We start from the raw sequence: 13,322 nt of genomic DNA, 5'->3' as shown, positions 1-13,322 counted from the left end.
TAGAATCTTCCTATGAACAAACTACATTCTGCTCACAAGGCTCGCCCACGTTTGGCAATTCTCGCTCTCGCGTTTTTTGCATTGACGCTCCATGCGTTTCCGCAAACCGGGCAAGCGGAACCCGCAGCCGAAGCCCCTGTCTACGAAGCCCCTATTTTCGACGTCGTTGTCTACGGCGATTCGTGTGGCGCTGTCACGGCTGCGATTTCGGCCAAACGTCAGGGCCGCTCAGTGATTCTCGTCAATCCGACGCACTTCCTCGGCGGCATGAGTGCCAGCGGACTGGGCGCGACAGACTTTCTGGGGCGAAGAGATACTTTTGGCGGAATTGCGTCCGAGTTCTATGACGAAATCGCCAAGCACTACGGCGAGAAGTTTGTTCGCAGCTTTGAGCCACACGTGGGGCAAGCTGTCTTCAAAAAATTGATCGACGAAGCGGACGTCCCTGTCGTCTTCAACGCGAAATTGAATCGCGAGTCGGGCGTGGAAATGAACGGACGGCGCATCGTGTCCATTACAACGCTTGACGGCCAAACGTATCGCGGCAAGATGTTCATCGACGCGACTTATGTGGGTGACCTGATGGCGGCGGCGGGCGTGACCTACACCGTCGGCCGTGAGCCCGAAGAACAGTACGGGGAAAGCCTGGCAGGTGTGCGACGTGGGGATACTCACCCACGCGTTCACTATCGGCAAGGTGACAAGGACCATTTCATTGTCGACGTCGATCCTTACATCGTCCCCGGAAAACCCGATAGCGGACTACTGCCGCATGTCCACAAGATCGATGGCCTGATAAACGGGCAAGGCGATCGCAAGATCCAGGCGTACAACTACCGTCTCTGCCTCACGTCCGATCCCGAGTTGCGAATTCCTATCGACAAACCGTCAGGCTACCGGGCCATCGACCATGAACTCCTGCTGCGAAACTTCGAGGCCGGCGACTCTCGGTTGCCGGCCTTGATCGACTCTCTGGCTGGTTCGGCTTCGAAAGTCGACTGGAATAACATGCATGCCGTCGGTAGTGACTATGACGGAGCCAACTGGGATTACCCAGAAGCCTCGTACGAAAAGCGACGCGAGATCGAAGCCGCCCATGAACTGTACATTCGCGGGTTTCTGTGGACGTTGGCCAATAGCCCACGCGTGCCGGCGAAGATTCGGACCAAAGTTGCCCAATACGGTTTGCCGAATGATGAATTCACTGACAACGGTGGCTGGCCCTACATGATCTACATTCGCGAAGCACGCCGAATGATCGCCGACTATGTGATGACGCAAGCCGATTGCGAGGGAAAACGTGAGGCACAAGACCCGGTCGGACTAGGTTCGTTTGGAATGGACTCGCATGTCGTGCAGTTCTTTGTCAACGAAAAGGGATTCGTTCGTCACGACGGTGTGATCTGGCATGTTCCGCCGAAGCCGTATGGAATTTCTTACCGATCGATTGTTCCGCGCAATGGTGAGTGTGAAAACGTCTTCGCCCCGATCTGCCTGTCGACGTCGCACGTGGCTCACGGTTCCATTCGGATGGAACCCGTATTCATGACGCTCAGCGAAAGCGCGGCGATCGCAGCGAGTCTCGCCATCAAAGCGGATGTTTCTGTTCAGAATGTCCAATACGCCGACCTCCGCCAGCAACTGGACGCGAACAAGATAATTGTCCAATGGAATCAAAAAACTAAAGCTGCGAAGGCTCCGCCCAAAAAGGATTCCGCGAAAACTGATGGCAACACTCTGGACGATCCAGACACAGAACGAATCGGAGAATGGAAGGAAAGCACTTTCGGCGCCGGGTTCATTGGTGACTCGTATTTGCACGACGACGACCATGGCAAAGGTGAGAAGAAAGTACGATTCAAATGGGGTGATCTGAAGTCAGGCTTGTACGACGTTCACCTTGCTTACACGTCGCACACTAACCGAGCCACGAACGTTACGATTGCGATCCATCACGCTAACGGAGAATCTGAAGTCGTCGTCAATCAGCAAAAGAAGCCCGCCGACAGTGGATGGCACTCGCTGGGGCGATTTTCGTTTTCGAGGCAAAAGCCTGCCATTGTCGAAATTAGTAATGCAGGGACTGATGGGTATGTGATTGCCGATGCGGTGCGATTTGTTCCAGTGATGGAATCAGACCTTTCACACGATGCTCCCGCGAACACGAAGACGAAGCCCAACATTCTGATCATTCTTGCTGATGACTTGGGGATCGAGTGTCTTTCCGCGTATGGAGGCAAACACGCGACACCGAACATTGACGCGATTGCGGCCCAGGGCATGCGGTTCACCCACTGCTTTTCAAACCCGTTCTGCTCACCTTCGCGAGCGAGCCTGTTGACGGGACGTTACCCATTCAAGAACGGCCTGACGGATGTGCTTCACAGTCGACGGCAAGAGAACATTTATCTCTCGCCCGACCAACCCAGCTTCGCCCGTCAATTGAAGACGCAAGGATATGCCACTGCCATCGCTGGAAAGTGGCACATGTCGTTGCTTCATCGACACAACACGATCAACGCATTCGGATTTGATCAGTACCAGGTCTGGCAGATCTTCGACAGCGCCGGCGAAAAGACTCGGCGGTTTTGGAAACCACACATCAACCGAAACGGAAGGCTGATTACCGAGCAGGTTCTGGATCGGTATGGCCCCGACGTGGATGTCGAATTCCTGACCGAATTTATGCAGGCCAGCGTCAAACAAAAACAGCCGTTCCTCGCCTACTTTGCAACCCCACTACCGCATTTCCCATGGGAACCAACGCCTGATTCGATAGACCTAAGCTATCGCAAACCTCACAGCGAACACAAAGGTGACCCAAAGTATTTTCCCGACATGGTGCAGTACCTCGACAAGTGCATCGGCCAGCTATTGCAAACCCTGGACGATCAAGGCATTGCCGAAAACACCGTCGTATTCTTTCTGGCAGACAACGGGACCGATCGAGATCTCAGCAACACATGGGGCGACGGAAAAGCCATCCAAGGCGGCAAAGGCACAATGACGGATCGTGGCACGCACGTTCCACTGCTCGTCCGCTGGCCAAAGCAGATCTCAGCAGGATCGACCTGCAGCGACCTGATCGACTTCTCAGACCTGCTGCCCACGCTTTGCGATTTGTCGGGGGCTCCACTGCCGACTGATAAAATTCATGGACGCAGCTTCGTGCCTCAGTTGCTTGGCAAGCCCAGTAAACCACGAGAATGGGTCCATGTCCAGCATCAGGAAGCAAGACACGTCAGAAGCCAATCCTTCATTCTGAACAACAAGAACGAGCTTCGCCCGGTCGTCGAACTTTGGGAGCCGCCAGCTCGCCCCTTGCGGAGCGGTCTTTCAGATGAGGAGAAAATTACACGAAATGAGCTGAACAACGCATTTGATCAACTAGACGAATAGGGCTATCAACAAACGGCTTTCAGCGCAAGCGTGGAGCTGTCGCTTGATGTCTCGCTCGTGACCACATGTCCTGCACTCAAGCGAAGCCTCATCTCATTTTTTTCAGTGTGAGGAAGCAGACACTGTTCCTAGGGAGTAGCATGTCTAACGCGACCAACTTATGCCTCATTCGTCAAGCATACCGATCTTGAACCACTCCAAGCTTTTCGTCCTGTGTCCCCTACTTGCTGTCCTGACTAGCTTGCTTTTCTGGCCTGGAAGCTCGTTTGCACAGGATCCGTTCGCTCACCGCAAATCGAACCTCTCCATTTTCGTTCAAGACAGCAATGGCAACGCGATTAGCAATGCGACCGTCGACCTAAAAATGACCAGGCATGCTTTTCAGTTTGGAACGCAGGTGCATGACCGATTATTTACGATCTCGGAATCAGATTTCTCTTCGCTCAATAGTAATCAAAAGCGAGGATTGATCGGGGACTTTTCAGGCACAGGTGTCGTTCCGACTTGGCAGGACACGCTGAACTACCGATCCGCCATTTACGAAAACTTCAATCACATCATCCCGACCAACGGAATGCAGTGGTTGCCCTATCAAAACAACGGCCCACAACATGTTGATGCGGCGATCCAAGCGGCTCAGGCAAACGGCATGACGGTGACCGGGCACGCGGTTGTTTGGCAGAACCCGAATTGGCCAACCCCAAATCAGTTTCGTCCGGCGGCCAACCCGGATCCTCAATTATTTCATGACGCGCTGGTTTCTGAACGTCTGGGACCGGCCGGAATCATAACTCGCTTCAGCGATGCGGGAGCTGGCCCCACAGTTCTCGATTGGGACGTACTTAACGAGCCACTGCATGTGACGCACTACTCAGACGTTTTTGTTAGTGCGGGAATCTATCCTACCGAAAAGCATGCGTGGGCAGACTTCTTTATACGGGCGGACGCGCTTCGACCCGACGCCAACTTGGCCATCAATGACTACAACATTCTGAATTCAGGAGGCGACGCTGCCGCGATGCAGTATCGCGATCTGGTCAATGATCTGTTGGTTCTCGGTGCTCCCATCGATCAAATCAAGGTTCAGGCGCACATGGACCGTATGGTGAGCAAAGCCGAATTGACTCGCCGACTCGACATTTTGGCCGAAACGGGCCTTCCGATCGCGATTAGCGAGTTTGATATGCGAGACGACGCCAATCAGATTTCGCCGGCAAATCAAAAGCAGCTGTTCCAAAATATTTTGGAGGCATCTTTTGCGCATGAGTCGGTCAACGGCTTCAGCATGTGGGGGCCCTGGGATCCGGCGCATTGGCGAGGCAACGGTCCGCTCTTCGATGAAAACTGGATCGTCAAAGACGAAGCTTCGGCATGGTTCGATCTAGTGAGGGGCGAATGGATGACGAGTCTCGACGACCAACTCATTGGCGTTGACGGCATGTGGGACGGCTTCGTGATTGATGGGACTTACGACTTTACTGTGAACGTCAATGGCCAATCGCAAACGTTCAGCGGCTTTGCCTTAAACGATGATGCAGCGTTCACGCTTACCGTTACAGCAGTTCCCGAACCATCGAGCCTATTCGCTGCGAGCCTTGCTTTGCTCGCAGTGGCCAGTCGTCACCGCAGGAAGTCACCTCAAGTCCAAACATGCGGAATGAAGCGGTGACTCAATTACAGCTTTCTCTAAACGCCTGAATGACAATGCGATTGATAGTTGTTTGGTTCTTACGATCGCTTACGGCTTGTCGTTTTGCCACAGTGAATGCCTGCAGAGCGACCACCGACGTATTGTTTCATGCCGTCGACGACATGAATGACTGGATTGGCGGCCCCGCGAGGTGAGCTTCGTCGGTTGCTGCCAGTTCGTGTTGGCGGCGTGGGATGTGATTGATGCTATGACGGCAATGGATCGGAGAAGTTATAGTGTCAGCCGACTTGAGCAGATCGGCAAATGCCTCGTTCGACGTCCAGGGCGTTTCGAACCACGGGTGCGGAAGAAACGAGGCAGCAACTACAACCCGATGATGCAACCTCGCGACGTCCTGCGAGTAAGACTCGCCGCCGGAGATAACTCATTTGAAAAAAAATAGTTACGACAACGACTGTGCCATTCGTGCCAATGATTATTTCCTAAACAGTATTCCACATTATGGGCAGCCGAGATAGTATTGGATGCAATCGGAGATCGACAGGCAGTGTTTGCTCGTGCGAATGAAATCCGTTTAGTCTCTTCAAGTGGAATAATCTCTATGGTTTCCTTACGTCATTTTAGAAGAAAGAGAGCGTTTACGCTCGTTGAATTGTTGGTGGTCATTGCGATCATCGGAGTCCTTGTAGGGCTGCTATTGCCTGCAGTACAGGCTGCACGAGAGGCGGCACGGCGCATGAGTTGCAGTAATAATTTTAAGCAGCTTGGCTTGGCGATGCATAACTATCATGCGGCGTACGATAAATTGCCGTTGCATGGAACAGGAACACACGGTCCAACGAAGCTGGACTATTGGAATGGTAGTACGGTAACTTCGAATTATCGGCTGAGCGCTCTCGTTGGCATGCTCCCCTTTATGGAGCAACAGGCACTTTGGGAGCAAATTTCAAACCCGCTCGCAGCTCGGACGGATGGCTCCACTACGACAACTCCAGGAACCATCGGATCGCCCTGGGTTCCGATGGGACCGACTCCTTCTAACATCAATTACCCACCCTGGGCGACTGAGTTACAGTCGCTTCGATGCCCGAGTGATCCTGGGGTCGGCCTACCTGCTCTGGGCCGGACAAATTACGTCGTTTGCACTGGAGATTCAGCAGAGGCCAATCGTGCAGGCTACCTTTGGGTGAATTCAAGCGGCGCAGCGACTCTTCCGCCGACGCCATCCACTGGCACCGCACAGACTACAAGATCTAGCCAGCGGGGAACATTCGTCATACGTCAACAAACTGGTCTTAGGGACATTCTTGACGGAACATCGAACACCATCGCTATGGGAGAAATCGCCACCGATCTGGGAGATAAGGATGTGCGTACGATTGGAAGCGTGCAGATTACTGGAACCCCTTTTTATGCAAAACCAACGCATTGCCGGGATCTAGCTGGTGGTATTGATCCAGCAAGACCCAAGTTTTGGCTCGTCGCCACACTACCTGCCGACGATGGTCGTGGTTTTAGGTGGGCTTGTGCGATGCCTAATAATGGTCAATTCCAAACCGTTCGACCACCCAACAGCGAAATCTGTGGAATGAGCAGTTGGGACCGACACACGTTAGGTTCCACCTCTAGCCGCCACCAAGGCGGTGCTCACGTCCTAATGGCGGACGGAGCGGTTAAGTTCATCACGGATTCGATCGAGGCAGGAACCGAAACCGCTGGAATGGTGGTTGATGGAGGAACGGGAAGTCGCGCCCCAGGTTCCCAGAGTCCCTACGGTCTATGGGGCTCACTCGGAACGAGGGCATCGAAAGAAGTGATCGACAAAGAGTTTTAAGTCGATCAGCAATACGCTTGCTCTTGAATAAACAAAACCTCAATTCCTAGTCGGGATTGAGGTTTTTTGTTTTACCTACCAGACGATTCAAACTCGTTGCTCGCTTTCTCTTTAGCAAGTTGCGCTGCTTCGTAATCAGCGATCGCCTTGGCACCAGCATTTTCAGCAACGTTGGAGCTTTCTTGCCCGCTCCCACATCCAGCAACCACAAACGCGAAACTTACAACGAAAATGTGCCAATAATTCTTCACAATGATATCCAGTTTGTTTTCGGAACGTCGCAAGAATTCGGGCACAGTGCAATCCGAAATGGCGTCGCGCATTCGCGTGAATATACTGTGCCGTTTCGCAATATCAAGTCAGCCGAGAGTTCGATCTACTCTTTTGTTCGAAACACAATTGGTGCCACCCAAAAACACAACCAGTGCCAACCAACGCTGGTAACGCCGGATCGCGGATGGCGGATGGTGCCATCCATGTTCTGTCATCACAGAGATCGGCATCACTGCGATCGGGTTAATCCCGGTCGGCGGGGACGTCTTGAAATCTTCGTTCAAGATCGGTCACAAGCTGACGACGGTCTCGGGCAGTGTCGCGGGAGTGCTCGCTAGCGGAATGCGTCGTGGCGGAGGTGCGCAATCAGCAAAGCGGCTCACGCGGCCGGGGCACCGGCGCAGATCGTCAAGCGTTTGCCGAATTGTTTCTTGCCGGGACGCAGGTCTGGAAACTGAGCGACGACTTCCCGGTCGGCAATCCCGAACTCGCGATGGCCTCCACGACGGATATCCTGCCCACCGACCCGCTGGCCCGAGCCGCTACGATCGCCACCGTGACGATGCTTTCGGCGGCTGCCGACGACGAGCGGTGTCGAGACTGCAAACGCAAAAAGAACGAACGTGTCTTCACAACCGATGATTGGAAGGCAGATCCCAATGACGAACTAGATGATGACGACGGCTGCGAACCAAGTATCTTTCCGACACTTTGGCCCCGAGCATCCTCTTGGAAACGTGGGGAAAAAATTCTGATCGTCAACGTTTATCCTTTGGATGGACGAGTCGACCCCGGGATTCCACAAGGCTCTCAAAGCCAAGGTCGGTTCGGCGATTTCAATCCGATCATTGCCGAACTAATTTGTGAAGACCAAGCGAGAATGGCAACGGTGTCAGGCGTCGTTGTGCTTTTAGTCCAGTTCTTTACGAAATCGCTCAACCCCCATTCCTGGGCTTGCCGATAGACCGCAAGTGGAGTTCGGATTATTCCGATTGCGCTGACTTTTCGCCCTGCTGTTTTTTCAAGATTCAACCGTAGGGCAGGGCGTATCTTTAGCGGCTTTTGGGCCTTCGTTGGAATGGATGCATGGTCAAGTCAATCGCAAACTGCCTTGCGATCTTCGCGATAGTAATGTGCCATCAGGTGGGTCTTGGTCAAGGCTTGATGACTCCCGGCGTTGGAGCGGTCAACCGCAGCATGGCGGGTGCTGCCACGGGGAATTCCGTTGATTCCGCAGGTGCGATGTTCTTCAATCCAGCGACGTTGACCGGCGTCGATGACAACCACATCGTATGGAGCATCGAGGTTCCATTTATCAACGAGCAGGTTTCGTCGAGTGCATTTGGTTCGAGCGGACAAACGAGCGCGGAAGTCGGGATTTTTCCGTTGGCGACGACGGCGTTCGTATACCGCCTTGAATCCCTTCCGGAGATCACTCTGGGTTTGGGGATGTTCTCGGCGGGTGGACTTTTTGGGAACTACCCTGCCGACGAAACCAATCCGATCCTTTCGCCACCGCCGCCCACCGGCGCTGGTGTCGGGCAGGCATTCAATCTGTTGTCATTGCAGCAATTCACGCCGACCATCGCGGGACAAATCACCGAGCGTTTCTCGTTGGGTCTCAGTCCCATCATTACGCTGGCAACGCTTCAATTATCGCCGGTTAGTTTAGTCGCGCCGGACGATGCCAATGGCGACGGCACGTTCAGCTACCCGTCGGCGATCGGGACTCATCCACACTATGGTTTGGGTTTTCAAATCGGCGGATACTACACGATGGAGTCCGGGCTCAATCTGGGCTTCTCGTACAAGTCGCCCAATTGGCTTGAGAAAATCAAGGTGAATGCCTCCGATGAATTGGGGCGTCCGCGAGCGTTGACGTTCGACTTGGACCTTCCACCGATCTATTCTTTGGGGATGTCTTACGAAGGCATTCCACAGTGGTTGATTGCGGCCGACGTTCGATACGTGGACTACGAAAGCGTTGCGGTTTTATCCGATTCAGGTTTCAATCCTGACGGATCGGTGCGAGGCGTTGGATGGGAAAGCGTCTGGTCGTTGTCACTGGGCTTGCAGAAAGAGTTCAGCGAAACATGTTCGGTTCGAATCGGTTGGTTCACGACCGAGGATCCGGTTCCGAACGCGGTGGCGGCCTTCAACATTGGTTCGCCCGCATACTACCAGCACATTTTATCCGCGGGTGTATCGAAACGATTCACGGATTTCTTTAGCACTCACTTCACCTATTATCACTCACCAAAAAGTGAAGTGTCCGGACCATTTGTGACTCCCGGGGGTGCGATCCCGAACTCGAATGTCACCGATTCGGTGGACTCGCATGCGATCTTGATGTCGTTGGCATTTGACTATTGAGGCCCACACCACGTCAGACAGTTCCCGAACGAGTGTGTGGCGGCCACTCCGCAGGCAGCGAAGGTTTGTTCCGCCTCCCGCCGTGCCGTGTCGGCCTCGCCAGTGGGAAGAACCGTCGCCAACGCCATGCCGACCGAACCGACGTGCAATTTCATTTCGAACTCTTCGAAACCTTTCTTGGCATCCTTCCAATACTTGATGGCGTTGGAGTTGTCACCTTGAGCCTTGGCGACTCCACCCAATATCCGATTGGCAAATACGTTGCTCCACGCATCGCCTTCACGCCGCAATGATTTAGCAAGTGCTTCGGCCGTGCGTAACAAGGCTTGTCGTTGCGGTGATTGATCGGCGGCGGCGAGTGTGCATGTGGCCCGCGTGTCGACCATCATCACGCGAACAAATTTGTTGTGCAAAACCAGAGCACTTTTCATGTTCGGCCAAAAAGTCTCGAGCGTGGCGAGTGCCTTTTCACCTTCACCATTGTAAAGGGCGATCAGGCATTCGATGAAAGAGCTTTGCAAATGTTGGTAGTGGAACCCCGAGTGATTCCACGATGCTCGCGCCAATCGGATAGATTCATGTGCGTGGTCAAGGTCTCCTTTGCTTAGATCCAGGAACGGAATCAGAAACGCTTGCATGTTGGTAAGTGCGTACAGATCACCACGTTCCCGGGCGTCAAGGAAATCACGCTTCATAGCCGCTTGAACTTGATCCATGTCTCCGGCGTGCAGCAGGCACGTGCCTTGGATCCATCGAATGGTGGAACGCTCCCACCATCCGCCGATGGATTGGGTTCGAAAATGATCTTCGGCGACCTGCAAGGACGCGACCGATTTAGTGAACTTCGCTTCTTGAAACTCAATGAGTCCCTTCACCATCAAGCACACGCCGAGCGCATGAGGATTCCCTGACTCTTCGGCTAAACGATTGGCATTTTTCAGTAGAGAGGCCGCCTTCAAATACTTCCCGCTCGTGCTGACCATGAAGGCTTCCCATGCCAGCGAGCGGGCGATTCGATGCGCGTCGCCACTCTTGAGGCTTTCGCACAGCAGTCTGGTCTGCAGCGCGGCACCGGCGATGTTGTTGACCGTTGACAGGCCCGCGGCGATGCCCCAAAGACTATCGATCCGTTGCAATTGTGCGGGATCCTGTTCGTCCGCAGGCCGGGTTCGAATTCGCAATCCGCCCAACTTCAAGCGAGCTCGCTGACCGAGCAAGTCGATTAAAATGGCGTTTCGTTTGGTCGGCAACTTAAGGCGATAACTCTTGAGTACCTCTGCGAAGGTCGAAAGCCCTAGATCGATGTTGCCGCTAATGCATAACTGTCCTGCGGCCATGGCTTTCAAGTTCGCGCGTTGTGACGGCTCGGATAGTTCGGCGACACAGAGATACTGTTCAGCCGCGTGTTTGCCCCGACCCGCGTTGACGTAGGCTTGGGCGAGCCCCGAGCGAAGTTTCAACTCTTCATCGGCGTCAACGGATTTCAGTGCGAGCGATTGTTCATACAAATAGGCGGCATGGTCGAACGCCAATGCCTTGGCGGAAGCTTCCGCCGCGATGGCGTACCAAGTTCCCGCCGTGGGAAAATCGCCCCCGCCGCGAAAATGAACCGCCAGTGATTCAGGGTCGGAATCGGGCTGGGTAAGCAGAAATTTTGCCCATCGAAGATGGCAGTCTTGTTTTTGTTCGGTGGGAAGTGATTGAACGATCGATTCACGCACTCGATCATGGTAGATCTGGATGTTATCAGCCGCGTGCGCGGCAGCCCCACTCAAGAGTTTCTCCGAACGCAGTTCCGCCACGATGTGTTGCGGGTCAGCGATCTCGGGAATACCACGAAGTAAAGCGGCGAGCGGAGTCGGCTTACCAACGATGGCAAGCATCTCGAGAAAGCGACGGCCATCGGTGTCGAGCGTTTCGACACGACCGAGGATGACTTGGTTCAATCCCAACGTTTGGCCGGGTGATCGGGAAGGGAAGTCGAGGAAGTACTGAACCAACTGCTGAAGAAACAGTGGGCTACCTTGGGCTTCCGAAATGATTCGATCGATCGTATCAGGCGGTAAACGTTCGTCTTTCAAATACCCTGAAATGACGTCTTCGGATTCTTGACGATTGAGTGGTCCGATCGACACGCGATTAAAGTCGTCGTTCCAGTCCTTTTCCAGTACGTCGAATAGCTGTGCGTATCCATCGGGCAAGGGATACTCCGACCGGTGACTGGCGATCATCAAGATCCGCGCGGGCGTCTTGGAACAAATCAACTCCCGAATCGCTTCGACGCTGTCGCTGTCTCCCCACTGAAGGTCGTCGATGGAAAGGATTAGCGGATGGATATCTCCGATTCGAGCGAGTAATTCCGAGAAGGCTTCAAATGCGAGTCGTCGGGCTTCGCGATCGGACAGGTCATCGTTCGCACCGCCGGGATCGAAGCCGCTGATTTGACTCATCACGGGGAACAATCGACCGAGCTTTCCTGCATGCCGGGGAATCAGCCTCGCAAGCTCAAGGTTCGTCAATCCATTGAGGTATCTCGACAGTGAGTCCACTAGGCTATCGAGCGTCTTGAAGGGAACCGACTCTTGTTCGAAACAGCGACCACTGATGATGATGCTGGGTTGAGACTTGAGATGCTCGAGGAAATTCTCAACGGCTGCGGTTTTGCCAAACCCGGATTCACCCGAAACGACCACACTGACACGGTGGCCACTTTTTGCCCGCTTGAACGCGGTTTGCAATTGCTTTTGCTGTGCCGATCGACCGACAAAGATCTGTTTGGGGACGACCGATTTGACCGTCGAAGTTGGAGGCTTGCCAAGAACTTGGACGATTTCGGGATAATCGGGCCGATCGTTCGGGTCGATCGACAACAGTTGATCGCATAATTTAGCTAGATCCTCGGGCACTCCTGGGACCAGTTCGGCAACCGGCGTGGGGACCATCCGTTGTTTGAGCGAAAGCACCTTCAGGAGTCGACCTGAAAATGGCGGCTTGCCCACCAACGTTTCGTAAAGCATGACACCGATCGCATACCAATCACTCGCGGCGGTGACACTTCCACCGGCGGCGCATTCGGGTGACATGTACCGAACCGTACCAACAACCTCGTCATTGCCTTCGTGCGAATCGGAACGCCATGAAGAGGAACCGCCGGCGTCGCTCTCGGGTGATGGGCTGATGGGAAAGCCTTCCGCGATCAATCCAAAGTCCAAAATCACGACTTGCCCATTCTCTCGCATCATCACATTGGACGGCTTGATGTCGCGATGGATCTTTCCGAATGAATGCAGCGCCTCGATTCCCGCAGCGAGCTGAGCGTAAGCTTGCCTTACGCTGTCCCAGTCAAGATTGGATAAAACCGGAGGATAGAGTGTCGGTTCTTCTTCGCCGGACAAATCCGTCGAGGTCGCCTCGCGGGTCGCGAGGTCCACCTCGGATGTCGGCGCGTTGGCTTCGTCGGTATCAAAGGTGTCCGCAAGCGGCACCGCGTTGAACATGGAACCCTGGACGTATTCCATGGTGAAGTACCATTGGTCGCCATCGGAAATCAACTCGTACAGAGAAACGAGATTGGGGTGCACGATGTTGGCAAGTGACCGAAACTCTCGCTTGAATCTCGCGAGCGTCTTGGCATTGACTCGCGGCAACAACTTCAGCGCGACGTCAGAACTCAGTTCCGTATCGTGTACAAGAAACACAGCCCCCATCCCGCCCTCGCCGAGCTTGCGGAGGACTTGAAATCGACGGTTCCCGCTGAAGGTGGTGCTCGACTTTTGGGACAATGAACTTTGT

Annotated in this window: 7 protein-coding genes; 5 read left to right on the top strand and 2 right to left on the bottom strand. The window is 54.0% G+C overall.

Annotation, left to right across the window (positions count from 1 at the left end):
• Positions 1 to 12 precede the first annotated feature (12 nt).
• From Pla100_RS12510 to Pla100_RS12500, 3 genes are all read left to right on the top strand, one after another.
• A complete protein-coding gene (locus tag Pla100_RS12510; protein WP_146578002.1) occupies positions 13 to 3,399 on the top strand; it encodes an FAD-dependent oxidoreductase in 3,387 nt (1,128 codons plus the stop codon).
• A gap of 397 nt (positions 3,400 to 3,796) precedes the next feature.
• Positions 3,797 to 5,068: an endo-1,4-beta-xylanase gene (locus tag Pla100_RS12505; protein ID WP_197167883.1), complete on the top strand. Its 1,272-nt coding sequence runs from the start codon at positions 3,797 to 3,799 to the stop codon at positions 5,066 to 5,068.
• Between the two features lie 583 nt (positions 5,069 to 5,651).
• Positions 5,652 to 6,884 carry a DUF1559 domain-containing protein gene (locus Pla100_RS12500; RefSeq protein WP_146578001.1) on the top strand — a complete coding sequence of 411 codons (1,233 nt, stop codon included), beginning with the start codon at positions 5,652 to 5,654 and terminating at the stop codon, positions 6,882 to 6,884.
• Between the two features lie 71 nt (positions 6,885 to 6,955).
• Here Pla100_RS12500 and Pla100_RS12495 read toward each other — a convergent pair whose 3' ends face one another.
• Complete coding sequence (locus Pla100_RS12495; RefSeq protein ID WP_231602998.1) at positions 6,956 to 7,168, bottom strand: hypothetical protein; 213 nt, start codon at positions 7,166 to 7,168, stop codon at positions 6,956 to 6,958.
• A gap of 338 nt (positions 7,169 to 7,506) precedes the next feature.
• On the opposite strand from Pla100_RS12495, the gene Pla100_RS12490 reads away from it, so the two are divergent.
• Both Pla100_RS12490 and Pla100_RS12485 read left to right on the top strand, forming a co-directional pair.
• Positions 7,507 to 8,121 (top strand): hypothetical protein, encoded by a 615-nt coding sequence (locus Pla100_RS12490; protein WP_146578000.1) that lies wholly within the window; start codon positions 7,507 to 7,509, stop codon positions 8,119 to 8,121.
• 122 nt (positions 8,122 to 8,243) lie between these two features.
• The gene (locus Pla100_RS12485) at positions 8,244 to 9,530 is read left to right on the top strand and encodes an OmpP1/FadL family transporter (RefSeq protein WP_146577999.1); all 1,287 of its coding nucleotides are present in this window, start codon (positions 8,244 to 8,246) and stop codon (positions 9,528 to 9,530) included.
• On the opposite strand, the gene Pla100_RS12480 is transcribed toward Pla100_RS12485, so the two are convergent.
• Positions 9,524 to 13,312 (bottom strand): serine/threonine-protein kinase, encoded by a 3,789-nt coding sequence (locus Pla100_RS12480; RefSeq protein WP_146577998.1) that lies wholly within the window; start codon positions 13,310 to 13,312, stop codon positions 9,524 to 9,526. The two genes, Pla100_RS12485 and Pla100_RS12480, sit on opposite strands and share 7 nt — an antisense overlap.
• Positions 13,313 to 13,322: the final 10 nt, after the last annotated feature.

Source organism: Neorhodopirellula pilleata, assembly GCF_007859915.1.
In the GTDB taxonomy this organism is placed as follows: domain Bacteria; phylum Planctomycetota; class Planctomycetia; order Pirellulales; family Pirellulaceae; genus Rhodopirellula; species Rhodopirellula pilleata.
The sequence above is the reverse complement of the archived record's forward strand: the minus strand, read 5'-3'. Positions and strand labels throughout refer to the sequence as shown.